Source organism: Frigoribacterium sp. PhB116, assembly GCF_004364285.1.
Taxonomy (GTDB): Bacteria; Actinomycetota; Actinomycetes; order Actinomycetales; family Microbacteriaceae; genus Frigoribacterium.
In genome coordinates, this window is the sequence record NZ_SOBE01000002.1 from 906,816 (window position 1) to 932,581 (window position 25,766).

24 protein-coding genes and 1 tRNA gene are annotated in these 25,766 nt (G+C 73.0%); 21 read left to right on the plus strand and 4 right to left on the minus strand.

Annotation, left to right across the window (positions count from 1 at the left end; genetic code table 11):
• Positions 1–10 precede the first annotated feature (10 nt).
• From ileS to ndk, 4 genes are all read left to right on the plus strand, one after another.
• A complete protein-coding gene (gene ileS / locus EDF20_RS10695) occupies positions 11–3,292 on the plus strand; it encodes an isoleucine--tRNA ligase (RefSeq protein ID WP_133738612.1) in 3,282 nt (1,093 codons plus the stop codon).
• 71 nt (positions 3,293–3,363) lie between these two features.
• Positions 3,364–4,692 carry a folylpolyglutamate synthase/dihydrofolate synthase family protein gene (locus tag EDF20_RS10700; RefSeq protein ID WP_233569174.1) on the plus strand — a complete coding sequence of 443 codons (1,329 nt, stop codon included), beginning with the start codon at positions 3,364–3,366 and terminating at the stop codon, positions 4,690–4,692.
• Complete coding sequence (locus EDF20_RS10705; protein ID WP_133738613.1) at positions 4,689–5,099, plus strand: DUF4233 domain-containing protein; 411 nt, start codon at positions 4,689–4,691, stop codon at positions 5,097–5,099. Before EDF20_RS10700 ends, EDF20_RS10705 begins: the two co-directional genes overlap by 4 nt.
• A 79-nt stretch (positions 5,100–5,178) precedes the next feature.
• Positions 5,179–5,595: a nucleoside-diphosphate kinase gene (gene ndk / locus EDF20_RS10710; RefSeq protein WP_123548247.1), complete on the plus strand. Its 417-nt coding sequence runs from the start codon at positions 5,179–5,181 to the stop codon at positions 5,593–5,595.
• A gap of 199 nt (positions 5,596–5,794) precedes the next feature.
• Here ndk and EDF20_RS10720 read toward each other — a convergent pair whose 3' ends face one another.
• A complete protein-coding gene (locus tag EDF20_RS10720) occupies positions 5,795–6,718 on the minus strand; it encodes a thioredoxin domain-containing protein (RefSeq protein ID WP_166644801.1) in 924 nt (307 codons plus the stop codon).
• A 70-nt stretch (positions 6,719–6,788) separates the two neighbouring features.
• On the minus strand, positions 6,789–7,421 hold the full coding sequence (locus tag EDF20_RS10725; protein ID WP_243833446.1) for a vitamin K epoxide reductase family protein: 633 nt from the start codon (positions 7,419–7,421) through the stop codon (positions 6,789–6,791).
• A gap of 442 nt (positions 7,422–7,863) precedes the next feature.
• Between EDF20_RS10725 and EDF20_RS10730 the strand changes: the two genes are divergently transcribed.
• Genes EDF20_RS10730 through EDF20_RS10750 form a run of 5 tightly spaced genes read left to right on the plus strand, consistent with a single transcriptional unit; the run spans position 7,864 to position 15,033 of the window.
• Positions 7,864–10,788: an Rne/Rng family ribonuclease gene (locus EDF20_RS10730; RefSeq protein ID WP_133738616.1), complete on the plus strand. Its 2,925-nt coding sequence runs from the start codon at positions 7,864–7,866 to the stop codon at positions 10,786–10,788.
• Between the two features lie 18 nt (positions 10,789–10,806).
• Positions 10,807–11,628, plus strand: coding sequence for a hypothetical protein (locus tag EDF20_RS10735; RefSeq protein WP_133738617.1), 822 nt, complete (start codon positions 10,807–10,809; stop codon positions 11,626–11,628).
• 58 nt (positions 11,629–11,686) lie between these two features.
• Complete coding sequence (locus EDF20_RS10740; RefSeq protein ID WP_347876499.1) at positions 11,687–12,742, plus strand: permease; 1,056 nt, start codon at positions 11,687–11,689, stop codon at positions 12,740–12,742.
• The gene (locus EDF20_RS10745; protein ID WP_243833447.1) at positions 12,735–13,646 is read left to right on the plus strand and encodes a TIGR03943 family protein; all 912 of its coding nucleotides are present in this window, start codon (positions 12,735–12,737) and stop codon (positions 13,644–13,646) included. The genes EDF20_RS10740 and EDF20_RS10745 overlap by 8 nt, the downstream gene beginning before the upstream one ends.
• Entirely contained in the window at positions 13,627–15,033 is a 1,407-nt protein-coding gene (locus tag EDF20_RS10750; RefSeq protein ID WP_133738618.1) for a hypothetical protein, read from the plus strand. Before EDF20_RS10745 ends, EDF20_RS10750 begins: the two co-directional genes overlap by 20 nt.
• A 19-nt stretch (positions 15,034–15,052) precedes the next feature.
• Here the strand turns inward: EDF20_RS10750 and EDF20_RS10755 are convergent, their stop codons facing one another.
• The gene (locus tag EDF20_RS10755; protein WP_133738619.1) at positions 15,053–15,325 is read right to left on the minus strand and encodes a DUF4031 domain-containing protein; all 273 of its coding nucleotides are present in this window, start codon (positions 15,323–15,325) and stop codon (positions 15,053–15,055) included.
• Between the two features lie 252 nt (positions 15,326–15,577).
• Here EDF20_RS10755 and obgE point away from each other — a divergent pair, with 252 nt between their 5' ends.
• From obgE to EDF20_RS16075, 10 genes are all read left to right on the plus strand, one after another.
• Entirely contained in the window at positions 15,578–17,113 is a 1,536-nt protein-coding gene (gene obgE, locus EDF20_RS10760) for a GTPase ObgE (RefSeq protein WP_123548620.1), read from the plus strand.
• Positions 17,110–17,946 carry a glutamate 5-kinase gene (gene proB, locus EDF20_RS10765; RefSeq protein ID WP_133738620.1) on the plus strand — a complete coding sequence of 279 codons (837 nt, stop codon included), beginning with the start codon at positions 17,110–17,112 and terminating at the stop codon, positions 17,944–17,946. The genes obgE and proB overlap by 4 nt, the downstream gene beginning before the upstream one ends.
• 45 nt (positions 17,947–17,991) lie before the next feature.
• On the plus strand, positions 17,992–19,272 hold the full coding sequence (locus tag EDF20_RS10770) for a glutamate-5-semialdehyde dehydrogenase (RefSeq protein ID WP_133738621.1): 1,281 nt from the start codon (positions 17,992–17,994) through the stop codon (positions 19,270–19,272).
• A gap of 34 nt (positions 19,273–19,306) precedes the next feature.
• On the plus strand, positions 19,307–19,525 hold the full coding sequence (locus EDF20_RS10775; protein ID WP_123548623.1) for a hypothetical protein: 219 nt from the start codon (positions 19,307–19,309) through the stop codon (positions 19,523–19,525).
• A 17-nt stretch (positions 19,526–19,542) separates the two neighbouring features.
• Positions 19,543–20,178: a nicotinate-nucleotide adenylyltransferase gene (gene nadD / locus EDF20_RS10780; RefSeq protein ID WP_123548624.1), complete on the plus strand. Its 636-nt coding sequence runs from the start codon at positions 19,543–19,545 to the stop codon at positions 20,176–20,178.
• The gene (locus EDF20_RS10785) at positions 20,175–21,389 is read left to right on the plus strand and encodes a hypothetical protein (RefSeq protein WP_133738622.1); all 1,215 of its coding nucleotides are present in this window, start codon (positions 20,175–20,177) and stop codon (positions 21,387–21,389) included. The genes nadD and EDF20_RS10785 overlap by 4 nt, the downstream gene beginning before the upstream one ends.
• Before the next feature lie 45 nt (positions 21,390–21,434).
• A complete protein-coding gene (rsfS, locus tag EDF20_RS10790) occupies positions 21,435–21,842 on the plus strand; it encodes a ribosome silencing factor (RefSeq protein WP_133738623.1) in 408 nt (135 codons plus the stop codon).
• A gap of 68 nt (positions 21,843–21,910) precedes the next feature.
• On the plus strand, positions 21,911–22,618 hold the full coding sequence (locus EDF20_RS10795; RefSeq protein ID WP_133738624.1) for an AAA family ATPase: 708 nt from the start codon (positions 21,911–21,913) through the stop codon (positions 22,616–22,618).
• A 117-nt stretch (positions 22,619–22,735) separates the two neighbouring features.
• Positions 22,736–22,811 (plus strand) — tRNA-Ala (locus EDF20_RS10800).
• Between the two features lie 335 nt (positions 22,812–23,146).
• Positions 23,147–23,881, plus strand: a complete 735-nt coding sequence (locus EDF20_RS16075; RefSeq protein WP_243833448.1) for a general stress protein — start codon at positions 23,147–23,149, stop codon at positions 23,879–23,881.
• Positions 23,882–23,968: 87 nt separating this feature from the next.
• Here EDF20_RS16075 and EDF20_RS10810 read toward each other — a convergent pair whose 3' ends face one another.
• Positions 23,969–24,868, minus strand: coding sequence for an SDR family oxidoreductase (locus EDF20_RS10810; RefSeq protein ID WP_123548628.1), 900 nt, complete (start codon positions 24,866–24,868; stop codon positions 23,969–23,971).
• A gap of 116 nt (positions 24,869–24,984) precedes the next feature.
• On the opposite strand from EDF20_RS10810, the gene EDF20_RS10815 reads away from it, so the two are divergent.
• Together EDF20_RS10815 and EDF20_RS10820 are read left to right on the plus strand one after the other, a co-directional pair.
• Positions 24,985–25,248, plus strand: coding sequence for a hypothetical protein (locus EDF20_RS10815; protein ID WP_133738625.1), 264 nt, complete (start codon positions 24,985–24,987; stop codon positions 25,246–25,248).
• Positions 25,245–25,760 (plus strand): MarR family transcriptional regulator, encoded by a 516-nt coding sequence (locus EDF20_RS10820; RefSeq protein ID WP_347876500.1) that lies wholly within the window; start codon positions 25,245–25,247, stop codon positions 25,758–25,760. Before EDF20_RS10815 ends, EDF20_RS10820 begins: the two co-directional genes overlap by 4 nt.
• The last annotated feature ends 6 nt before the right edge of the window (positions 25,761–25,766 follow it).

Genomic DNA, 25,766 nt, shown 5'->3' on the forward strand with positions numbered 1-25,766 from the left:
TGGAGCCCCCATGGCCTACAAGCCGGTACCCGCATCGCCCCGGTTCCCCGACGTCGAGCAGGGCGTGCTCGCCTTCTGGCGTCGCGACGACACCTTCCAGGAGTCGATCCGCGCCCGCGAGGGCAGCGACGAGTGGGTCTTCTACGACGGCCCGCCCTTCGCCAACGGCCTGCCGCACTACGGGCACCTCCTCACCGGCTACGCCAAGGACGTGTTCCCGCGGTACCAGACCATGCGCGGCAAGCAGGTGCACCGCCGGTTCGGCTGGGACACCCACGGCCTGCCCGCCGAGCTCGAGGCCATGCGCCAGCTCGGCATCACCGAGAAGCACCAGATCGACGACATGGGCATCGGCGCGTTCAACGCCGCGGCGCGCAGCTCGGTGCTGCAGTACACCGACGAGTGGCAGGGCTACGTCACCCGCCAGGCCCGCTGGGTCGACTTCGACGACGACTACAAGACCCTCGACGTCAGCTACATGGAGAGCGTCCTCTGGGCCTTCAAGCAGCTGTGGGACAAGCAGCTCGCGTACGAGGGCTTCCGGGTGCTGCCCTACTGCTGGCACGACCAGACGCCTCTGTCGAACCACGAGCTCCGCATGGACGACGACGTCTACAAGATGCGCCAGGACCAGACGGTCACCGTCGCGTTCCCCCTCGTCGGGGCCAAGGCCGAGTCGCTCGGCCTGACCGGCGTCGAGGCGCTCGCCTGGACGACGACCCCGTGGACGCTGCCGACGAACATGGCGCTCGCCGTGGGGCCCGACATCTCGTACGTGACGGTGCCGCACGCCCTGCTGCCCGGCGAGCGCACGGGCGACCAGCAGCTGCTCACGGGCAGCGTGTTCCTGCTCGCCGCCGACACCCTCGCGGCCTACGCGAGGGACCTGGGCTACGAGTCGCCCGAGGCGGCCCAGGCCGCCGTCACGGCGACCTTCGCCGGCGCCGAGCTCGAGGGCGTCGAGTACGACCGCGTCTGGGACGTCTACGCCGACACGGAGGCGTGGGGCACCGAGAACGCCTGGCGCCTGCTCGTCGCCGACTACGTCGCGACCGGCGAGGGCACCGGCATCGTGCACCAGGCGCCCGCCTACGGCGAGGACGACCAGCTGGTCTGCGCCGCCGCGGGCATCCCCGTCATCGTGTCGGTCGACGAGGCCGGCCGCTTCCTGCCGATGTTCGACGAGCTCGGCGTCGCCGGGCTGCAGGTGTTCGACGCCAACAAGGTGCTCGTGCAGCGCCTCCGGGCCGACGGCCGCCTCGTGCGGCTCGCGAGCTACGAGCACAGCTACCCGCACTGCTGGCGCTGCCGCAACCCGCTGATCTACAAGGCGGTCTCGAGCTGGTTCGTCCGCGTCACCGACGTGCGCGACCGGATGGGCGACCTCAACCAGGAGATCACCTGGGTGCCCGAGAACGTGAAGGACGGCCAGTTCGGCAAGTGGGTCGCGGGCGCCCGCGACTGGTCGATCTCGCGAAACCGCTACTGGGGCTCGCCGATCCCCGTCTGGCGCAGCGACGACCCGGCGTTCCCGCGCACCGACGTCTACGGCTCGCTGGCCGACCTCGAGGCCGACTTCGGCCGCCTGCCGACGAACGAGCAGGGCGAGCCCGACCTGCACCGTCCGTACATCGACGACCTGACCCGGCCGAACCCCGACGACCCCTCGGGGCAGAGCACGATGCGCCGCATCGAGGACGTCTTCGACGTCTGGTTCGACTCGGGCTCGATGCCGTTCGCGCAGGTGCACTACCCGTTCGAGAACCAGGAGTGGTTCGAGTCGCACGCCCCCGCCGACTTCATCGTCGAGTACATCGGGCAGACGCGGGGCTGGTTCTACGTCATGCACGCGCTGTCGACGGCGCTCTTCGACCGGCCCGCGTTCTCGAACGTGATCAGCCACGGCATCGTGCTCGGCTCGGACGGACAGAAGATGTCGAAGAGCCTCCGCAACTACCCCGACGTCTCCGAGGTCTTCGACCGGGACGGCGCCGACGCGATGCGCTGGTTCCTGATGTCCAGCTCGGTCATCCGCGGCGGCAACCTCGTCGTCACCGAGGAGGGCATCCGCGAGGGCGTCCGGCAGTTCCTGCTGCCGCTCTGGAGCACCTACTACTTCTTCACCCTGTACGCGAACGCCGCCGACGGCGGCAGCTCGGGAGGCGAGGGCCGGCACGTCGCGGACGGCCTGGTCGCGACCTGGCGGACCGACTCGACCGACGTGCTCGACCGGTACCTGCTGGCCAAGACGCGCCTCCTCGTGACCGACGTCGAGCGGCACCTCGACGCGCTCGACTCGCCGCTCGCGGCGGCCGCCCTGCGCGACTTCGCCGACGTGCTCACCAACTGGTACGTGCGCCGGTCGCGCGACCGTTTCTGGGCCGGCGACGACCGCGACGCCTTCGACACGCTCTTCACGGTCCTCGAGACGGTCACGCGCGTCGCCGCGCCCCTGGCGCCGCTCGTGACGGAGGAGATCTGGAAGGGCCTCACCGGCGGTCGCAGCGTGCACCTCACCGACTGGCCCGACGCCTCCTCGTTCCCCGAGGACGACGCCCTCGTCGCCTCGATGGACGCCGTCCGCGCGATCGCGTCGTCGGGCCTGGCGCTCCGCAAGGCGACCGGCCTGCGCGTGCGCCTGCCGCTGGCCCGCCTCACCGTCGTCGCGCCCGACCCGGCCGGCCTCGAGCCGTTCGGCTCGATCCTCCGCGACGAGCTGAACGTCAAGGAGGTGGCGTTCACGCCCCTGACGGAGGAGAGCCTCGGCGAGTGGGGCGTCACCCGCAAGCTGACCGTCAACGCCCGTGCGGCAGGGCCCCGCATCGGCAAGCAGGTGCAGCAGGTCATCCCGGCCGCCAAGAAGGGCGACTGGGCCCCCGTCGGCGAGAACGTCGTCGTCGGCGGCGTCGAGCTGCTGCCGGGCGAGTTCACCCTCGAGCTGGCGGTCGACGACCCGTCGGCGGCGATCGCCTTCGTCGGCGACGGCGGCTTCGTGCTGCTCGACACGGCCACGACGCCCGAGCTCGAGGCCGAGGGCCTGGCCCGCGACGTGGTCCGGGCCGTGCAGCAGGCACGCAAGGCCGCGGGCCTCGACGTGTCCGACCGGGTCGTGACGACCGTGGCGACCGACGCGGTCGCGGCCGCGGCGCTCGGGACGCACCGCGACATGGTGCAGGCCGAGACCCTGACGACCGAGCTGGTCGTCGACGTGCAGGACGACGTCGCGGGACGCGACGGGAAGGTCGCGGTCGGCTCCGGCTCAGCCGTGACGGTGGAGGTGCGACGAGCGTGAGCCCGAAGAAGAGCAAGAAGGACGACGGCGCGGGCCAGGGCGACGGCGAGTTCGCCGCCGAGGCGACCCGGGTGCACGACGAGCTGCTGGCCCGCGTGGGGGAGTCCGCCCCCGAGCCGCGCCTGTCGGCCACGCGCCGGGCCGTCGAGCTGCTCGGCGACCCGCAGCGTGCCTACCCCGTGATCCACATCACGGGCACCAACGGCAAGACGTCGACGAGCCGCATGATCGAGAGCGTCCTCCGCGCCCACGGACTCCGGACCGGGCTCATGACGAGCCCCCACCTGGTGCGACTCAACGAGCGCATCGTCGTCGACGGCGAGCCGATCAGCGACGAGCGCCTCGTCGCCAACTGGGACGACATCCAGCCTTACCTGACGATGGTCGACACCGAGCTCGAGGCGGCGGGCGAGCCGACGCTCACGTTCTTCGAGGCGCTCACGGCGCTCGCCTTCGCGTGCTTCGCCGACGCCCCGGCCGACGTCGTCGTGCTCGAGGTCGGCATGGGCGGCGAGTGGGACAGCACGAACGTCGCCGACGGCCAGGTCGCGGTCTTCACGCCGATCGCGCTCGACCACCAGGCCCGGCTGGGGTCGACCGTCGAGGCCATCGCCCGGACCAAGGCCGGCATCGTGAAGCCGGCCGCGTCGGTCGTCAGCGCGGCCCAGCTGCCGGAGGCGCTGGCCGAGCTGCAGCGCGCGGCCGAGCTCACCGAGTCGTCGCTGGCCGTCGAGGGCGTCGCCTTCGGCGTCGAGTCCACGACGGTGGCGGTGGGCGGCCAGGTCGTCACGATCCGCGGCGTGGCCGGCCGCTACGAGGACTTGCTCCTGCCGCTCTTCGGCGACCACCAGGCGCAGAACGCGGCCGTCGCGGTGGCCGCGGTCGAGTCGTTCCTCGGCAGCGGCAGCCAGGCGCTCGACCACGACGTGCTCGCCGAGGGGCTCGCCGCGGCGACGTCGCCCGGGCGGCTGCAGATCGTGGCCAACGAGCCGACCATCCTCGTCGACGCGGCCCACAACCCGCACGGCGCGCGAGCACTCGCCAAGGCGATCGACGACTACTTCCAGTTCGGACGCGTCGTCGCGGTGCTCTCGGTCCTCGCCGACAAGGACGCGGCGGGCATCGTCCGCGCGCTCTCGGGCACGGTCGACCAGTTCGTCGTCACGCAGAGCGGCTCCGACCGCTCCGTGGACGCCGACGAGCTCGCGGCCGTGGCGGTCGGCGTCGTCGGGGCCGCACGCGTCGTGGTCGAGACCGACCTCGTGGCGGCGCTCCGCACGGCCCGCGACCTCGCGGACGAGGCCGAGGGCGACGAGCCCGGCGGCGTCGTGGTGGCGGGGTCGATCACGCTGGTCGGCGACGTGCTCGCGCTCTCGCAGGCCGAGGGCGGGCTCTCGTGACCGAGGCCCCGCCTCCTGCGGACCCCACCGGCCGCGCGCGCCCGACGCGTCGCGCGCGTCGACGCGGCGCGGCCGAGAGCCTGCTGTCGATCGTGCTCGTGCTCGAGGCCATGTCGCTGTTCTTCGTCATGCTCGTCGTCAACGGACGCGACCTGCTGCCCACGGGCGTCGCCTTCGGCGGCGGCCTCGGCGCCATCGTCCTGATCCTCCTCGTGTCGCGCACCCTGCGCTGGCGGTGGGGGATCGTGCTCGGCTGGGTCGTCCAGCTCGGGCTCGTCGCCTGCGGTCTCCTCGACCCCGTCATGTACGTCGTCGCGGCCCTCTTCGTCGCGATCTGGACCTACTGCCTCGTCAAGGGCACCCAGCTCGACCGCCTGAACGCGGCGCGCTTCGGCCCGCAGCCCTGACGGCTCGCGCCGCCGCCGCCCCGCGACCACAGCCCACCAGCCACCCGAACCACCACCCGCCCCACACGAAGGAGCACCAGTGACCGACCTCCAAGAGACCCTCGTCCTCGTCAAGCCCGACGGCGTCGCCCGCGGCCTCACCGGCGAGATCCTCCGCCGCATCGAGGCGAAGGGCTACTCGCTCGTCGACCTGCGCCTCGTCCAGGCCGACCGCGACCTGCTCGCCCAGCACTACGAGGAGCACGTCGGCAAGCCGTTCTACGAGCCGCTCGTCGAGTTCATGCAGAGCGGCCCCACCGTCGCGATCCGCGTCGCGGGCAACGGCGTGATCCCGGGCTTCCGTTCGCTCGCCGGCACGACCGACCCGACCACTGCGGCCCCCGGCACGATCCGCGGCGACCTCGGCCGCGACTGGGGCCTCGCCGTGCAGCAGAACCTCGTGCACGGCAGCGACAGCCCCGAGAGCGCCGCGCGCGAGCTCGCTCTCTGGTTCTGATCCCTTTGAACCCTTGACCGAGGAGGGGCGGGGGGGGGGGCCCGGGGCCCCCCCCCCCCCCCCCCCGGGGGGGGGGCCCCGGGGGGGGGGGGGGGGGGGGGGGGGGGGGGCCCCCCCCCCCCCCCCCCCGGGGGGGGGGGGGGGGGGGGCCCCGGGCCCCCCCCCCGCCCCTCCTTCGTCGTTCAGGACCGGGCGTCGCTCAGGGGGTCGGCGTGGCCGTCGACCCGGGCAGCTCGCCCGTGCTCGTGTCGCCGGTCGGCTGGCCACCGGCGACCTCGGCCACGAACTGCGCGAACGCGGCGGCGTCGGTGGGCGAGCCCTGGTATTGCTGGCCGTTGACCAGCACGGTCGGCGTCGCGGACACCGCCGCGAGGTCGGAGTTCGGCAGCGGCTCGTTCAGCGCGCGCTCGGTCGCGGACGCGACCCAGTCGGTGAACTCGCCGTCGGTGATGCAGGAGGCGACGGCAGGGTCGTCGGCGCCGGCGCCCTGGACCAGCGTCACCAGCTCGTCGTTCGTCAGGCCGGTCGTGTTCTCGGTCGGCTGCTGCGCGAACAGGGCGGTGTTGACGTCGAGCGCCGTGTCGGGCTGGTAGTTCGCGACGCAGGCGAGGGCGTTCGCCGACCGGGTCGAGTACTTCGACCCGAGGCTCGCGTTGTCGAGGAACCCGAGGGGGTGGATCTCGAGGTCGGCCGCGCCCTGGGTGACCCAGGTCTCGAGCTGCTCGGCGTTCGTGGTGTCGAACTGGCCGCAGTAGGGGCACATGTAGTCGAGGTAGACGACGATGCTCGGCTTCTCGGCCGTGCCGGCCGCGGACGGCGTGGGGGAGCCGTCGGCGGGCGTGGCGTCCGTCGTGACGGCGGAGACGGTCGTGCCGTCGCCCGAGAGCACGATGCCGTCGCTGGCCATGTTCAGGGGGCCGGGGCCGGCGGGCGCGAGCGATCGCGTGATCACCAGTGCCACGACGGCGAGGATCGCGAGCACGCCCACCACGAGGCCGCCCTGCAGGGCCCACTTGTTGCGGCGTCGGCGCTTGGCCTCCGCCTCACGCGTGACGCGCGCCTTCTCGCGGGCGGACTCCCGTCGCTCGCGCTTGGTCTCTCCTGGTCCGGCTGGTGGCGTCATGGTTCCTCGCTCGTCGGTGTCGGTGGCCTCGTCGACCCTCTCGTACCTCCCCATGGGGAGGCTGAGCGGCTCAGCGGAGCAGTGTGGGCAGGAGGAGCGGGAACTGCACGACGATCACCGTGGCGACGACGACGTAGTTCAGCACGGGCAGGATCCAGGAGAACGGCAGGAACGCCGCGGCGGCCCGCTGGAGCCGCCCGTGCGGCACGGTCACGCCGCGCGCGAGGCCCCACACCAGCAGGATCCAGAAGAGCGGGATGGTCACCGACCAGACGAGCATGCACCACGGGCAGAGGGCCCCGATGACGAACACCGTCTGGGTGAACAGCCACGTGACGAACACCCAGGCCAGGAACACGCCCACCGTGAAGGCGACCCAGAACCACCGGGCGAACCGTGCGCCGGCGAGCAGCCCGACGCCCACGGCGACGGGGGCCGCGAACCCGACGAGGCCGAGGATCGGGTTGGGGAAGCCGAACAGCGAGGCCTGCCAGCTGTTGATGACGGGCGAGCAGCCGACGAACGGGTTGACGTCGCAGCCGAGCGAGGCCGTCGGGTCCTCGAGCAGCCGGAACTTGTCGACGGTCAGCGCGAACGACCCGAGCAGCCCCACGAGCCCGACGATCACCAGGAGGACGGCCGGGACGACGACGGGTCGCCCCGTCGACGGGTGGGTGCGCTGAGGCGCTCTTTGCTCGGTCACGACGACGATCATCTCACCGTCCCGATCGTGGTCCCGGGTGAGGCGTGCGATAATCGAGCCAGTCGCGGGGCGTGAGTCCCGGGATCAAGACTTTCCGGGCCGTGCTGCACCGCGGGGCCGTCGGCAGGTCGGCCTCCACGAGTGGCCGTCCTCGCGGGCGGGCACCGTCAGGTGGCAGCTAGATCCGGGCCAGGGCGCAGTCGCCCACCGCCGGACAGCCAGTTCCGGACAGAGCAACGAAGAACCTGACGTCGACGAACGACATCCGGGGAGACGCCCGCAGAGACGGGCGCCGGCTCCGGCTGACCGAACGCGACGTCACTGACGATGCGCGCCGTGAGAGGGCGCGGTGGCCGCAGGCAGGTGCACGGCGCCTCCCGGCCACGACACGAGACCACCCGGCGACGGCGATGCCGACGGCGGGTCGAGGAGCACACCAGCAGTGGTGGACAAGAACGACAACGACAGAGACGGCCAGCCGAAGAAGAAGAGGGGCCTGTTCGCCGGGCTCCTGTCGCGCCAGGTGCCCGCACCGGCGACGACCGCGCGCCGCGCGCTCGGCACCGCCCCCCACGACCGGAACGACGACGCCCAGGAGGCTTCCCCCGTGACCACCGAGAAGGAGGTCGGGGCCGAGGCCGCGACCAGCAGCACCAGCATCGACACCGCCCGCCCCGCCCAGCCCGAGGCCGTCGTCGACACCGAGGCCGTCCAGGCCGACATCGCCGCCGTCGCGCCGCCGCGTGCCGAGGCCCCGGCCGACGACGCGGGCGACGTCTCCGCAGCCGAGTCGGGTCCCATCCCGGCCCAGCTCACCACGACGAGCCTGATCTTCCACGCGCCCGAGATCCTCCCCCTGCCGGCCCGGCCGGGGCGTCGTCGCCACGACGACGAGTGGGACGACCGCGACGACCGTGACGACCGCGACGACGACGACCGCGACCAGCGTGACGACGACCGCGACGACGACGACCGCGACGAGCCGCAGCGCGGCACCTCCCGCCGTCGCCAGCGCGGCCGCTCGCAGGACAGGGAAGAGCGCGACTCCGAGCAGCGCCAGGGCGGCGACCGCGGCGACCGTCGCGAGCGCCCGCAGCGCCAGGTCGAGCTCATCACCGAGCCGCAGCGCATCAAGGGCTCGACCCGTCTCGAGGCCAAGAAGCAGCGCCGCCGCGACGGCCGTGACGCCGGCCGCCGACGCACCGTCATCACCGAGGCCGAGTTCCTGGCCCGCCGCGAGAGCGTCGACCGCAAGATGATCGTCCGCTCGTCGGGCGACCGCATCGAGATCGGCGTCATGGAGGACGGCACCCTCGCCGAGCACTACGTCGCCAAGGCGCAGAACGTCTCGCTGATCGGCAACGTCTACCTCGGTCGCGTCCAGAACGTGCTCCCGAGCATGGAGGCGGCGTTCGTCGACATCGGACGCGGCCGCAACGCCGTGCTGTACTCGGGCGAGGTCGACTGGGACTCGCTGTCGAACGGCAACCAGCCCCGCCGCATCGAGCTCGCGCTCAAGCCCGGCGACCGCGTCCTCGTCCAGGTCACGAAGGACCCGGTGGGCCACAAGGGCGCCCGTCTCACCAGCCAGATCTCGCTGCCCGGCCGCTACCTCGTCTACGTGCCCAACGGCTCGATGAACGGCATCAGCCGCAAGCTCCCCGACACCGAGCGCGCGCGCCTCAAGAAGATCCTGAAGGAGGCGCTGCCCGAGAACGCGGGAGTCATCGTCCGCACCGCGGCCGAGGGCACCACGGAGGAGCAGCTCACCCTCGACATCACGCGCCTCACGAACCAGTGGGCCGACATCAGCAGCAAGGTCGAGGCCGGCAACGCCCCCGCGCAGTTGCACTCGGAGCCCGACCTGCTGATCAAGATCGTGCGTGACGTCTTCAACGAGGACTTCCACGAGCTCGTCATCGACGGCGACGACGCCTACGACACCCTCCAGTCGTACCTGTCGGCCGTCGCGCCCGACCTGCTCGACCGCGTGAAGCGCTACGAGGGCGACCGCGACGCGTTCGACGAGCACCGCCTCAACGAGCAGATCGAGAAGGCGCTCGACCGCAAGGTCTGGCTGCCCTCCGGCGGCTCGCTCGTCATCGACCGCACCGAGGCCATGACGGTCGTCGACGTCAACACGGGCAAGTTCGTCGGCTCCGGGGGCAACCTCGAGGAGACGGTCACGAAGAACAACCTCGAGGCCGCGGAGGAGATCGTCCGCCAGCTGCGCCTCCGCGACATCGGCGGCATCATCGTCGTCGACTTCATCGACATGGTCCTCGAGTCGAACCGCGACCTCGTGCTCCGCCGGCTGGTCGAGTGCCTCAGCCGCGACCGGACCAAGCACCAGGTCGCCGAGGTCACCTCGCTCGGCCTCGTGCAGATGACGCGCAAGAAGCTCGGCCTCGGCCTGGCCGAGTCGTTCGCCGAGGCAGGCAGCGCCGCACGCGTGCAGGAGCAGCAGCCCCGCAAGGGCCAGGAGCAGCGCCGCCGTGGCGGAGCCCAGGCCGGCAAGCAGGGCGGCGCGGCGGGCGCCTCCGGCGGTCAGGGCCGCGGCCAGGGCGGCCAGGCGGGCTCGTCGGCACACCCGACGACCGGCACGCACGCCATCACCGACGACGTGAAGAACGCGCTCTCGCGCATCGCGGCGTCGACCATCGCGCACGCCGAGGACGGCGACCGGCCGGCCGACAGCGACAGCGCCGCCACGGCGGCGGCCGCGGTCGAGGCGGCCATCGACGCCGCCGCGGCCTCGGTGTCGTCCACGCGAGCCGACGAGGCCCAGGACGACTCGTCCGACGAGCCGCGTCGCAGCCGGGGCGGCCGCAAGGGCCGTCGTGGCTCGCGGTCGCGCGACGCCGAGCAGGGCGAGCAGCAGGGCGGCCAGCAGGGCGGCCGACAGCGCGACGCGCAGGCCGACGACCAGTCGGCCCGCGAGACGGCCCCGGTCGCCGAGGCGCCGACGTCGGCACCCGTCGTCGAGGCCCCGGCTGCCGACGTCGCCCCCGCGGCGGCGCAGCAGCCGGCCGCAGCCGCCGAGCCCGCGGCCCCGGCGAAGCGCGGCAGCCGCCGTGCGGCGTCGACCGCCACGGTCACCCCCGAGGCGTCCGTCGCGATCCTCGACATCCCGGTGGCCGCGACCCGTCGCGAGCCGCGCAAGATGAGCACGCACGACGCCGAGCAGATCCTCGACAGCGTGCTCGGCGCGCTGCCCGAGCCCAAGCAGCCCGGACAGGGCCGCGGCCGTTCGCGCCGGGCCTCGAGCTCGGGCACGACGACGGCAGCCGCGTCGTCGGACGCGTCCGAGCAGGCCGAGGGCGGACCGTTCATCCTCGGCGTGGGGGTCAGCTCCGACGAACTGTGACTCGTCTAGGGTGACGGAGTGACTTCGACACCGCAGCCCGGCGCGGCGACCGACCGGTCGTCCCGTCGGGCTGCGGTGTTCGTGCGCCGGGCGGCCTCCGAGGTCCGAGGCCTGCGGTCCGACCGGGGCCGGAGCCGCCTCCTCTCCGCCGCGACCGCCCTCGGAGTCGTGCTCGTCGCACGGTTCGCCCTGGGTCTCGCGGCGCTCGTCGGCTCGGCGCTCGGCTACTCGGTGACGCCCTGGCCGAGCGACTTCACGGCGACGCCGGTCGGCCAGTTCCTCGGCAGCTTCGTGCTCTACCCGTTCCCGTTCTACCTCGTCGCGTTCGTCGTCCTGCTGCTCGTGCGCCCCGTCGACGCCGGTCTGTCGCTGCCCCGGGCGCTGCGCCACGGTCTCGTCGCCGGTGCCGCGGGCACCGTCGCCCTGGCCCTCGTCGGCATCGTGCCCGGGGTGGCGGCGTCGCTGAGCGGGGGCACCTGGGTCAACCTCGCGCTCTACCTCACGACCATCCCCTTCGCCGCGGGCGTCGTCGACACGGCGCTGCTGCTCGTCGGCGTGGTGCTCGCGTGGCACGCGTCCCGTGCGGCGACGATCCCGGGCGACCCGGTCGACGTCGAGTCCGGCGGCGACGAGATGCCCGCCGCCGACCAGGTCGAGCCCCACCCTGCCCCCGTCGAGGTCCCGACCGTCGAGGAGGCGCCGGCCGGCCCCCGGGGACGCGTCCACGACACGGCACGCGAGCCTGCCCCCGCGACCCGGCCCACGCCTCCTCGGAGCGCCTCCGCCGCCGACGACTGGTCGCGCTTCGCGCCCCCCGCCGCCGACGGGGACGACCGGTGAGCGCCTCCCTCCGCGAACGCGACGTCCTCCGCCGGGCCGCCGCCGACGGGGACGACCGGTGAGCGCGCCCCTCCGCGAACGCGACGCCCTCCGCCGAGCTGCCCACGAGCACGCCACTGCCCGCCGGTCGAGGCGCGGACCGCTGCTCGCGGTCGGGATCGGCATCGCGGCGGTGCTGCTCGTGCTGCGCGTCGCCAGCCCGGCGCTCGGCTCGCAGCTGCTGCCCGACACGCTCCAGGACTTCGTCACCCTCACCATCAGCGTGATCGTCGAGTCGGTGCCGTTCGTGCTGCTGGGCATCGTCCTGTCGATCATCGTGCAGGTCTGGCTGCCCCAGGCGTTCTTCACCTCGTGGCTGCCTCGACAGCCGCTGCTGCGCCGGGCCGTCATCTCGTTCCTCGGCATGTTCCTGCCGGTCTGCGAGTGCGGCAACGTGCCCCTGGCGAGGGGGCTGGTCCTCAAGGGCTTCACCGTCTCGGAGTCGATGACGTTCCTGCTGGCCGCCCCGATCCTCAACCCGATCACGATCATCACGACGCACCAGGCGTTCGGCTGGAGCGACGGCATCCTCGTCGCCCGGCTGGCGGGCGGGTTCCTCATCGCGAACCTGATCGGCTGGCTCTACAGCCGCCACCCCGACCCCGAGAGCCTGCTCACCCGCTCGTTCGCGGCCGAGTGTGCGCTGCCCCAGGAACACGGCCACAGCGGCGCCTCGAAGCTGCGCGAGAGCGTCGAGCTGTTCCGTCGTGAGATGTCGACCATGATGCCGGCGCTGTTCATCGGTGCCGCCGTGGCCGGCGGCATCCAGACCGCGGTGCCGCGCTCGGTGCTCGTCACCCTGGGCAGCAACCCCGTCTGGTCGGTGCTCGCGATGATGGTCCTGGCCTTCGTCATCTCGCTCTGCTCCAACGTCGACGCGTTCTTCGTGCTGCCCTTCGCGTCGACCTTCATGCCCGGCGGCATCGCGGCGTTCCTCGTCTTCGGGCCGATCATCGACGTCAAGATGCTGGCCCTGCTCCGCACGACGTACCGACCGCGCACCCTCGCGCAGCTGACCCTCGTGGTGGCGCTGACCAGCGCCGCCATCGGACTGGTGGTGAACTACTTTGCCTGACTCCTCCCCGCGCGACTCCACGCGCGCTCCCGGCGCTGCCCGCACGCCGCTCCGCCTCGACGCCGTCTCGCGCCTCGCCGATCGCTGGCAGGGCGTGCTCCTGACCCTCGTGGTCGGCATCTCGACCCTGTGGCTGTCGGCCACGGGGCAGCTCGTGCTCTACATCCACCCGCGCTACGTCGTGTTCACCGTGATCATGATCGCGATCGGCATGGTGTTCTCGCTCGGCGTGCTCGTCCTCGCGCCGTCGTCCCGCGACGCGGGAGCCGAGGACGACGGGCACGGCCACGACGGCCACCACCACGACCCACACGCGGACGAGCTCCGTGCCCCGGCCGAGCGTCCCCGCCGCCGCCGTCGTGGCCGTGCGGCCGCCCGCACGGCCGCCGTCGCCGGGGGCGCGCTCGTCACCACCGCCGTCGCCGTGTCGCTCGTCGTCCTCCCGCCCGCGACGCTGACGAGCGCGACGGCCGGCCAGCGCGACGTGAACTCGTCCACCGCCTCCCTCGCCGGCACGAGCGTCGAGGACGCCGCGTCCGCGGACGCCGACGCCTACGCGGCGTTCTCGGTGCTCGACTGGGCGGGGCTGCTGCGGCAGACCAGCGACCTGTCGTTCTTCGAGGGCAAGACCGCCGACGTGGTCGGCTTCGTCGTCCCGGCCGGCGACGATCCCGACGTGTTCTACGTGTCCCGCTTCGTCGTCACCTGCTGCGCCGTCGACGCGCAGCCGGTGGGCGTGCCGGTGCACCTCGTCGACTGGCGCAGCCAGGTGTCGGCCGACGAGTGGCTCGACGTCTCCGGCGGCTTCCAGACGAACCCGAGCCGCACGTCGAGCGACCCGATCGCCCTGGTGCCCGACGAGCTCGAGAAGGTCGGCCAGCCGAGTGACCCCTACCTCTACTGATCTCTGGGCGGCCGACGGCGATCTCGACGAGGCGGACCGGCACGCCCGGCAGCGGCGTCGCTTCGTCGCGCTCGTCGTCGCGCTCGCACTCGTCTGCACGGTGTTCGGCGTCCTCACGCACCTGCAGGGGCCCAAGCTGACCGACGCCCAGGTCGACACGACGGCCGTCGTCGGCCGGTCGGGCCAGCAGCTCCGCCTGTTCGCCAACCAGCCCGTGGCGCACGTCGACCCCGAGCAGGTGACCATCTCGCCCGCCGCCGACTTCCGGGTGCAGACGTCGGGCGACGTCGTCGCGGTCGAGTTCGCGGACAGGCTCCGCTACGGCACCGACTACACCGTCACGGTGCAGGGCGTCTCGAGCGTCTACCAGGCTCGCGACGCGACGCTCCGCACGACCTTCAGCACCGATCCGGCCGTGACCTGGCGCGTCGTCCACGGCGCCGAGGGAACCGACGACGTCCTCGAACGAGCCTCCCTCCTGGGAGGCGGCGACCGGACCGCGGTCTGGTCGGCCCCCCGGATCCAGGCCTTCGAGGCCTTCGACACGGCCGTCGCGGTCGTGACCGACGACGGCGAGCAGTCGACCCTGAGCCTCGTGTCCGACGACGGCGTCGCCGCGGAGACCCTGCCGCTGCCCGACGGGACGGGGCTGATCACGCAGCTGGGCGCGGACGCCGCCACGACCACGCTGGCGTTCTCCTGGCGGCCCCAGGGCTCCGAGCAGGAGCTGCTCTACACGCTGCCCCTCCAGGGCCAGCGCGCCGTCGCCCCCGTCCTGTCCCTCTCCGGCCAGCCCGTGTCGGTGCTCGACTGGGCGGTCGTCCCGGGTCAGGCGAGCCTCGTCGCCCAGGCGGGCGACGAGCAGGTGGCCGTCTACGACCTGACCGGCACCGCGCCTCCTCGTCCCCTCGGCACGTTCGTCGCCCTGCAGGGCGTCTCGCTCGACGGCCGGGGCATCGTGGCGGCCACGGCGCTCCAGGCGTTCCGCGTCGACCTGGCGACGGGGGAGCAGACGCCGATCCCGTTCTCGGCGGTCGACGGCGGCACGCCCTACCGGGGCGACCTCGTCGCCGTCGCCGCGACCGAGTACGTGCAGCAGGTGGCCGTGCCGGCCGACGGCGGGGCCAGCTTCACGAACCTGATCGTGTTCGACGACGAGCAGGAGGCGCGGGTGCTGTTCCGCCCCGCGGGCGAGTCGTCGCAGATCGAGGGGTTCTCGGTCTCGCCGAACGGGCAGTACCTGGCCGTCGAGACCGCCTCGGCGGACGACTCCACCGACTACAGCTACACGATCGACCCGGTGCCGCAGGGGACGACCACGACGGTCGTCGACGTCGAGACCGGGGCCGTCGTCGCGAGCTTCACGGGCCACGCTGCGGCCTGGTGAGCAGGAGGAGCGGCTGAGGTCAGAGCCCCCGCTTGACCCGCTGCGAGACGCGCAGGCCGCTGCGCTCGAGCCGTCGTACGAGGTCGAGACCGGTGACCGGCTCGGCCCCGGCGGCGACGAGGTCGTGCCAGCGCGACTCCGGCACGTCGTAGTGGTCGTGGTCGAAGCCCCGTCGGGGAATGTCCTGGGCGGCGGCGAAGGCGTGCAGCTCGTCGTACGACGCGTCGCTGACCAGGTGGGCCCAGACGGTGTCGTGGGCGGGCCAGATCGGCTCGTCGATCAGGATGGTCACGCGCCGATGCTAGTCGGGCGGCCGTCGCGTTGACCGCCTCCGACCGGCCCTGTATCATCACAAGTTGGTGCTCACCCGGCCCAGGTGCGCCCGGCTCCGCGGGAGCCCGCGAGGCCACAGGGCCTGTCGGGACACCATCGTCGCCTCCGTCCGCCGACGGCGAGGCACCACCGCACGGCCCGACACCGGTCGCCCGTGCGCGACAGACCCGGGGCAGCGCGCGCCGGCACCAGAGCTAGAAGAGATCGATACATGGCCACATTCGTCGACCACGTGACCCTCCACCTGCGAGCAGGCAACGGGGGCAACGGCTGCGTCTCCGTCAAGCGCGAGAAGTTCAAGCCCCTCGCCGGCCCCGACGGGGGCAACGGCGGCAACGGCGGCGACATCGTGCTCGTCGCCGACGCCGGTGTGACCACGCTGCTCGGGTTCCACCGCGCGCCGCACCGCTCGAGCGACAACGGCGGCCCCGGCATGGGCGACCACCGCAGCGGCACCCAGGGCCAGGAGCTCGAGCTCGCGGTCCCGCTCGGCACGGTCGTCAAGACGGTGGACGGCGACGAGCTGATCGACATGACCGAGCACGGCATGCGCTACGTCATCGCCGAGGCCGGCATCGGCGGGCTCGGCAACGCCGCGCTCTCGTCGACCAAGCGCAAGGCCCCCGGCTTCGCGCTGCTGGGCACGCCCGGTTGGCAGGGCGACGTGCTGCTCGAGCTGAAGGTCGTCGCCGACATCGCGCTCGTGGGCTACCCGTCGGCAGGCAAGTCGAGCCTCGTCGCCGCGCTCTCGGCCGCCAAGCCGAAGATCGCCGACTACCCCTTCACGACCCTGCACCCGAACCTCGGCGTCGTCGAGTCGGGCGAGACCCGCTACACGGTCGCCGACGTGCCCGGCCTGATCGAGGGCGCGAGCGAGGGCAAGGGCCTCGGGCTCGAGTTCCTCCGCCACGTCGAGCGCTGCTCGGCCCTGCTGCACGTGCTCGACTGCGCCACGCTCGAGCCCGGCCGCGACCCGCTGACCGATCTCGAGATCATCCGCCGCGAGCTCGAGGCGTACCCGGTGCCCGAGGGGCAGACGCCCCTGCTCGAGCGCCCCCAGCTGATCGCGCTGAACAAGGTCGACGTCCCCGACGGCCGCGAGCTCGCCGACTTCGTCACGCCCGAGCTCGAGGCCCGCGGCTACCGCGTCTTCGAGATCTCGGCCGTCAGCCACGAGGGCCTCCGCAACCTCTCCTTCGCCCTCGCCGAGGTCGTCGAGCAGAGCCGCGCCGAGATCGCGGCCCGGCCCGCGCCTCCTCGTCTCGTCATGCGCCCCCGCGCGGTCAACGAGAAGCCGTTCGTCATCAAGGTCGAGGGCGGCACGTACGGCAACGTCTACCGCATCCTCGGCCAGAAGCCCGAGCGCTGGGTCGTGCAGACCCAGTTCAACAACGAGGAGGCGGTGGGCTACCTCGCCGACCGGCTCAACGCCATCGGCATCGAGGACGCCCTGTTCAAGGCGGGTGCGCAGGCCGGCTCGACCGTCGTCATCGGTCCCGAGGGCGGCATCGTCTTCGACTGGGAGCCGACGCTGACCTCCACCGCCGAGCTGATGACCTCGGCCCGCGGCACGGACCCGCGCCTGATCAAGAACGACCGCCCGACCCGCAACCAGCGCCGCGAGGACTACTTCGAGCGCATGGACGCCAAGGCCGAGGCCCGGGCCGAGCTGCAGCGCGAGCGAGCTGCCGGTCTCTGGACCGACGACGAGGGCTTCCTCGTCAAGGAGGGCGACGAGCAGGAATGAGCACCGACGGTCCCGTCGAGGCCCTGCCGCACGCCGGCGGCGACCCGGTCGTCGCCGCCCGGGGCGACATCGCCCGTGCCCGGCGCATCGTCGTCAAGGTGGGGTCGTCGTCGATCAGCGGCGCCGCAGCGCACCAGATCGAGCCGCTCGTCGACGCCCTCGCCGGCGCCCACGCCCGCGGCGCCGAGGTGGTGCTCGTCTCGTCCGGCGCCATCGCGACCGGGATGCCGCACCTGCGGCTCGACTCGCGGCCGACCGACCTCGCGACGCAGCAGGCAGCCGCGGCAGTGGGCCAGAACGTGCTCATCTACCGGTACCAGCAGAGCCTCCGTCGGCACGACATCGTCGCTGGGCAGGTGCTGCTCACGGCCGGCGACATGGCCGACCCGACGCCGCGCAGCAACGCGCAGCGGGCGATGGGGCGCCTCCTCGAGCTCGGCATCCTCCCCATCGTCAACGAGAACGACACCGTCGCCACGCAGGAGATCCGCTTCGGCGACAACGACCGCCTCGCCGCCCTCGTCTCCGAGCTGATCGGCGCGGACGTGCTCGTGCTGCTCAGCGACGTCGATGCGCTCTACACCCGCCCGCCGCACGAACCGGGCGCCGTGCGCATCGACGACGTGCCCCAGGGCGACGACCTGGCCGGGGTGACCTTCGGCGACGCAGGCGCGGCCGGGGTCGGCACCGGGGGAGCAGGCACGAAGGTGGCCGCCGCGCGCTACGCGGCCGCGGCCGGCACCCCCGTGCTCGTCACCTCGGCGGCGAACGTCGCCGCGGCCCTGTCCGGTGCGTCGGTGGGGACCTTCTTCTCGGCGGCGCCCCGCCGCTGACACGCCCCCGACGCGACGGCGAGCCCGTCGCCGTAGGCTCCTGGGATGTCGTCCGTCGTCGCCCCGTCGTTCACCGAGACCCTGCGCGCCGCGAAGGCGGCGTCCGTCCGTCTCGCGACCCTCACCGCCGCCGAGAAGGACGCCGCGCTGCACGCCGTCGCCGGTGCCCTCGTCGCCGAGGGCCCGCGCATCGTGGCCGCGAACGAGCTCGACCTGGCGCGGGCGCTCGACGAGGGGGTCGGCGACGCCCTGCGCGACCGCCTCCGCCTCGACGCCGCCCGGCTGGAGGCGCTGGCCGACGCCGTGCGGCTCGTCGCCGGCCTCGTCGACCCGGTCGGCGAGAGCATCCGGGGCCGGGTCCTGCCCAACGGCCTGCGGCTCGACCAGGTCCGCGTGCCGTTCGGCGTCGTCGGGGTCATCTACGAGGCCCGCCCGAACGTGACGGTCGACATCGCCGCGCTCGCGCTCAAGAGCGGCAACGCGGCGGTGCTGCGGGGCGGCAGCGCGGCGCGCGAGACGAACCAGGTGCTCGTCGACGTCGTGCAGGAGGCGCTGGTCGCCTCGGGGCTGCCCGCCGACGCGGTCGTCACGGTCGACGAGCACGGCCGGGCCGGGGCCGCCGAGCTGATGCGGGCTCGCGGGCTCGTCGACGTCCTCGTGCCGCGCGGCAGCGCCGAGCTGATCGAGACCGTCGTGCGTGAGTCGACCGTCCCCGTGATCGAGACCGGGGCGGGCGTGGTGCACGTGTTCCTCGACGCGTCCGCCGACGAGGAGATGGCCGTCGACGTCGTCGTCGACGCCAAGGTCAGCCGGCCGAGCGTCTGCAACGCGCTCGAGACCCTGCTCGTGCACGCGGACGCGGCCGACCGCCTGCTGCCGCCGGTGCTGGGGGCCCTCCGCGCCTCCGGCGTGACGGTGCACGGCGACGAGCGCGTCGTCCGGACGTTCCCCGACGCGGTCCCCGCGACGGACGCCGACTGGGCCGCCGAGTACATGAGCCTCGACCTGGCCGTGCGCGTCGTGGCCGACGTCGACGAGGCCATGGCGCACATCGCGCGCTGGTCGACGCACCACACCGAGTCGATCCTGACGAACGACCACGCGGTCGCCGAGCGGTTCCTGCACGAGGTGGACAGTGCGGTCGTCATGGTCAACGCCTCGACCCGGTTCACCGACGGGGGCGAGTTCGGCTTCGGCGCCGAGGTCGGCATCTCGACGCAGAAGCTGCACGCCCGGGGGCCGATGGGGCTGCCGGAGCTCACCAGCACGAAGTGGGTCGTTCGAGGGCAGGGCCAGGTGCGCGGCCAGGCCCGGCCGCGCGGCTAGACTGTCGGGGATCGCCCCTCGGAACGGAGAACCCATGCTCGACGTCGCCCTCCTGGCCGCAGCCCACGAAGACCTCGCGCCGCTGATCGCGCCCCCCGTCGTCATCGCCGCCACCTTCGGCCTGTTCTTCTTGTTCCTCGGCTTCGTCGTGTGGAGCTACCGCGACGTCGCGAACCGCTCGCCCCGCAAGGCGTCGACGCAGGCGCACCACGCCGGGCCGATCGACGAGTTCGGGCACCCCGAGCAGCACTGACCCGGCGGCACCGCAGAATGGTCGGCACGACGCCTGCGACGAGCACCCCCGGGGCGTTCGTCACCGGTCGTCGACCCCGCGTGGGCATCATGGGCGGCACGTTCGACCCGATCCACCACGGTCACCTCGTCGCCGCGAGCGAGGTCGCGCAGTCGTTCCACCTCGACGAGGTCCTGTTCGTGCCCACGGGCCAGCCCTACATGAAATCGGGCGTCAGCGACAGCGAGCACCGCTACCTGATGACGGTCGTGGCCACCGCCTCCAACCCGATGTTCACCGTGAGCCGGGTCGACATCGACCGTGACGGCCCCACCTACACGATCGACACCCTCCGCGACATCCGGGCCCAGCGACCCGACTCCGAGCTCTTCTTCATCACCGGGGCCGACGCCGTCGCGCAGATCCTCGACTGGAAAGACGTGAGAGAGCTCTGGGACCTCGCGCACTTCGTCGCCGTGACCCGTCCGGGCCACGACCTCAGCGTCGGCGGCCTCCCGGAGAGCGACGTAAGCTTGCTCGAAGTCCCCGCCCTCGCCATCTCGTCGACCGACTGCCGCGCTCGGGTGGGCCGCGGCTTCCCGGTGTGGTACCTGGTCCCCGACGGGGTCGTCCAGTACATCTCCAAGCACCACCTGTATCGGAGCAACGCATGAGCACGTCCGACGAGCAGCCGCTGACGCGGCGCCAGATCCGCGAGCGCGAACGTGCCCGCGAGGCAGGCCGCGCCGTCGCCGAGGGCACCGCAGGAGGCGCACCCGCCTCGGGCTCGACGTCCGCGTCCGCCGCCGCCCCGGTCCCCACGTCCACGCCGGTGCCCGCCACGCCCGTGCCGGCCTCGGCCCCGCAGGCTGCAGGCGCCCCGGCCGCGGCACCGGTCCCCGCCTCGGCCCCCACGCCTCCTCCGGCTTCCGTCGCCGGGCCCGACGGGCTCACCCGACGCCAGATGCGGGCCCAGCGCGCCGAGCAGACGGGGCCGTCGGCGCCCGTCCCGCTCCAGGCCCCCGGCCCCGAGCCGCGTCGCCGCTTGGTCGACGCGCTCAGCACGGTCGACGAGATCGTGGCGCCGCTCGACGAGAGCGCCCCTGCCAGCGCGCGGCAGCCGGTCGGCGACGACTCGTCCGTCGTGCCGAGCGTCGCCGCGGACAGCGACGACGACGGGCGCGCGCCCGGCCCGCGCCGCACGGGGCAGCCGACTGCCTCGCCCACCGGGCCTGCGGTCGCGCCCACCTCTGCGCCCTCCGTCTTCCCCCTCGACCTCAGCGGCTCGCGTCCCGGCTCGGCCTCGACCCCCGACGGCGGCGGGTCGGCCGCCGCCCCCGACGGCACAGGGTCGCCCGCAGCGGCAGCCGTCGCCGAGCCCGCGCCCGCGTCCGTCCCCGAGCCGAGCGGCTTCGTGCCGCCCGTCGGCCACTGGACGACCCAGTCGGACGAGCCCGACGACGACACGGCCCCCGGTCGTGCCCTCGGCACCCACACCGGCCAGACGAACGCGCTCATCCTCACCGACCAGCAGGTCGCGGACGTCACCGGAGCGCTCAACGCGACCGGCGAGATCATCATCACGGGCTCGATCGACCTGCCCCGCAGCCTGGGCGCCACGGGGTCGCAGGCCCGCATCGACAACTCCGACATCGACCGCCTGCTCGAGCAGGGCGACGCCGAGAGCGCCGAGACCGACGCGGCTCCCGTCCGGGCCAGCCGGGCCATCAGCACCCACACGTCGACGCGGTCGGTCGTCCTCGCGGCCTCACAGCCCGCCTCCAGCAAGCTGCCCCTGATCCTCGGGATCGGCGGGGGCATCCTCGGAGCAGGTATCATCGGTGTCGTCATCGCCGGGTTCGCCACGGGCATCCTCGGCGGTTGACGCCGCCGTCGTCCCGTCCCGGGGCGACCCACCCCGAAGGAATCCGTGACAGCCACCCCTCGTGCCATCGAGCTCCTGCAGATCGCAGCCCGCGCCGCCGACGACAAGCAGGCCGACGACCTCGTCGCGCTCGACGTCTCCGAGCCGCTGGCCCTCACCGACATCTTCCTCCTGGCCTCCGGCCGCAGCGAGCGCAACGTCGTCGCGATCGCCGGCGAGATCGAGGACAAGATGCTCGAGGCCGGCGCCCGCACCCTGCGCCGTGAAGGCCGCGCCGAGGGCCGTTGGATCCTCCTCGACTTCGGCGACGTCGTCGTCCACGTCTTCCACGACGAAGACCGCCAGTACTACTCGCTCGAGCGCCTGTGGAGCGACTGCCCGGCGATCCCGCTCGACGTGGTGACCGCCTCCTCCGCCGAGGTCGCCTCGGCTCCGGCCTCCTCCGAGGCCTAGGCCCGCACCTCGCGTCTCCGGACGTCGATGACGTCCGCGACGTCGGCGGTCCGTGCGACCCTGTCGACATGATCATCGACCGGGTCCGCGTGCCGGAGGCGCTCGTCGCCGACCCGGTCGAGTGGCCGTTCACCGTCCCGGCCGTCGCCGCGCTCGTCGGCTCGGGCGTGTCCCTCGACGGGCCCGTCACCTTCCTCGTCGGCGAGAACGGCAGCGGCAAGTCGACGATCGTCGAGGCCCTCGCCGAGGCGTGGGGCGCCGACGTCCGCGGCGGTCGCTCGCACGGCAGGTGGTCGTCCGAGCTCGAGCCGTCCGAGCTGGGTGCCGTGGTCGAGCTCGGACGCACGCCGACGGGCAGCCGCATGGTCGGCCGCAAGGCGAAGGGATACTTCCTCCGGTCCGAGACGGCGCTGGACATGTTCGCGCGGTACGAGAAGCGCGACCCGGGGTTCCACGACGTGAGCCACGGTGAGAGCTTCCTGCACGCCTTCGATGCCCGGCTCGCCGAGAAGGGGCTGTACCTGCTCGACGAGCCCGAGGCGGCCCTGTCGTTCACGGCCTGCCTCCAGCTGATGGGCACGCTGGCCGACGTCGCCGACGCCGGCGGGCAGGTCGTCTGCGCGACCCACTCGCCCGTGCTCACGGCCCTGCCCGGCTCGTCGGTGCTGCAGCTCGGCGAGCGGGGCATCGAGCGGACGACCTGGGGCGAGCTCGACCTCGTGCAGCACTGGCGGGCGTTCCTCGACGAGCCTGGGCGGTACCTGCGGCACCTCTGAGGCACGACGCAGTGCGATGCGGGCCCCGGCGGCGGGTGTACTTGCGCCACTGGATTCTGTAGTAAGGTTGACGAGTTGCTTCGGCAGCGGAACACGAGCAAGACGGCAACATCATCTGGGTCTGTGGCGCAGCTGGTAGCGCACCTGCATGGCATGCAGGGGGTCAGGGGTTCGAGTCCCCTCAGATCCACCAGAAGAAAGACAACAGTAGAGATGGCCTCACCTCCGGGTGGGGCCATTCTTCGTTCCGCTGCTGAGCCGCCGACTGCTGTGCTGACGGTTCCTGTGTATTCCGCGATTCAGGAACGTGAGGCCTGACTCTGCGTCGTGCAGGACTACGGGTCCTGAGCTGCGCACGATGCAGGAGTCGGCTGGGTCCACCTCCTGGATCATGAGGGGCAAGGCCAGTCAGGGCCGAGCAGGCGAGAGCGCAGGAGGCGCGGGTCGGCCCCCGCAGAGAGCCCCGACCGTCTGGACGTGCGCTGTGCATCGGCTCCACGCGGGCGGCGGACGCGGTAGACATCATGCATGAGCAACGAGCAGCACGGCCAGACCCCCGCCCCCGACGACGACGCGACCCGCGCCTCCGGGACGCCGACGGGTGCGGACCGCCCCCGTCCTGCGTACGGCGAGTACGCCCCGACGCCCGCGGGCGGTGCCGCCGCGCCGTCCGAGCAGCAGCCGGTCGCCTCCGGCGCACCTCAGGACGCCCCTCAGCAGGGCTCGCCCTACGGTGCCCCGCAGCAGGCCGCGCCCGCGTCGTCGCCCACGACCGGCGCCCCCGGCCCCAAGGGCATCGGCGCCTTCGCCGGCGAGGGTCACCCCCAGACGCTGGCGACCTTCACGCGATACGAAGACGCGCAGTCCGCCGTCGACCTGCTCAGCGACGAGGGCTTCCCCGTCGAGAGCGTGTCGATCGTCGGCCACGACATCCGCACGGTCGAGAACGTCGCCGGCCGCCTGACCACCGGCAAGGCCGCGGCGCGCGGTGCCGCGGGCGGTGCGTGGTTCGGGCTCCTGCTCGGCCTGCTCTTCAGCATCTTCGCCCCGGGCGTCGCGTTCATCGGCGTCCTGCTCATCGCCCTCGGCGCCGGTGCCCTGTGGGGCGCCCTGTGGGGCGCGGTCGGCCACGCCGCCACGCGTGGTCGTCGCGACTTCGCCTCGGTCAAGACGATGGAGGCGGGCCGCTACGAGGTGCTCGTCCGTGGCGAGCTCTCCGCCCGCGCCCACCAGGTGCTCGCGCAGGGTCGCAAGGTCGGCTAGCAACAGCCTCCGGAAGTGCACCGACGACGAAGGGCCCCGCATCTGCGGGGCCCTTCGTCGTGTCAGGGCGTCCCGACGGTCACCGCCTCACGGTGTGACCATCCCGCCGTTCACGTTCAGCGTCTCGCCCGCGACGAAGCTCGACTCGGCGCTGGTGAGGAACACGTAGGCGGGCGCCTGCTCGGCGGGCTGAGCGGCGCGTCCCATCGGCGACTCGCTCGAGCCGAACTCGGGCAGGGTCTCGGGGTCGACGCCCTGCGTCACCTGCAGCACGGACCAGGTCGGCCCGGGAGCGACGACGTTCACGCGGATGCCCTTGCCGACGAGCTGCTGCGCGAGGCCCTTCGAGAAGTTGTTGATCGCGCCCTTGGTGGTCGCGTAGTCGAGGCGGTCGGGCGCCGGCGTGTAGGCCTCGAGCGAGGCCGTGTTGACGATCGTGGAGCCGGGCTGCAGGTGGGGCAGGGCCGCCTTGATGATCCAGAAGGGCGCGTACACGTTGGTCTTGAACGTGCGGTCGAACTGCTCGTCCGTGATCTGGTCGATCGACTCCTGCCAGACCTGGACCCCGGCGACGTTGACGATCGCGTCGAGCCCGCCCATGCCGTCGACGGCCTGCTGCACGAGCTCACGACAGAAGGAGGCGCTGGTCAGGTCTCCGGGGACGGCCACGGCCTTCTGCCCGGCCGCCTCGACGAGCGACACGACGTGGCGCGCGTCCTCCTCCTCCTCGGGCAGGTACGAGAGGGTGACGTCCGCGCCCTCCCGGGCGAAGGCGATGGCCACGGCCGCGCCGATGCCGGAGTCGGCGCCGGTGATGAGCGCCTTGCGCCCTGTGAGGCGGCCGGTGCCGCGGTAGGTCTCCTCGCCGAGGTCGGGGACGGGCGTCATGCGCGACTGGAGCCCGGGCTCCGGCTGCTGCTGCACCTCCGGGCTGATCACGGGATAGCGGGTGCGGGGGTCGTCGAAGGTGTACTGATCGCGGGTCATGCACCCGTGATACGCCGTCGGGCTGGTCGCCTGCTCAGGGCTGGGGCCTGCCGGGGTACGCGCGCACCGCCTCCTGGACAATCGTGTGGGGCACCAATCGTTGGTACACTCACGACATGGCATCGACGAGATCCTCCCGGGCCGGGCGTGAGCCCGACCACGAGCACGGCAGCTGGTTCGGCGACGCGGTCGAGCGGATGAACGCCCGACTCCGCCCCTACATCGGCGGCGCGCAGCTCGGCATCCGCGACGAGGCGCCGGTCGTGGCCCCGGCGCACGGCGGAGCGTGCCCGCTCTGCGGCCGCCCGATGGACGAGCACGTCGTCGACCGCTCCGGCCCGCGTACGATGCTGCACTGCCCGCGGGACGCAGGCGAGTGAGCGGCCCGGCCCGCGCCTCCGTGCCGGTCGACCCGTCGCCGGTCGGCCCGTCGGCCGTCGACCCGTCGCCGGTCGACCCGTCCGCCGTCGATCCGCTCGCGCTCGAGAGCCAGATCTGCTTCGCCCTGTCCGTCGCCTCGCGCAGCGTGGTGTCCGCCTACCGTCCCGTGCTCGAGCCGATGGGACTGACCCACCCGCAGTACCTCGTGATGCTCGCCCTCTGGGAGCAGCAGCCGCTGGCGCTCCGCGACCTCGCCCGGCTGCTGCGGCTCGACCCCGGCACGCTGTCGCCGCTGGTGAAGCGTCTCGAGGTGCAGGGCCTGGTGACCCGCGGTCGGAGCGCGGACGACGAACGAGCGCTGAGCATCGAGCTGACCGGCGCGGGGATCGCCCTTCGCGAACGGGCCGAGTCGATCCCCGAGCGCATGATGACCCGGCTCGACGTCACCCGCGACGAGCTGGTGCTGCTGCACCGCGCCATGGCGAAGCTGATCGCGGCGGCCGAGGCCTGAGCCGCA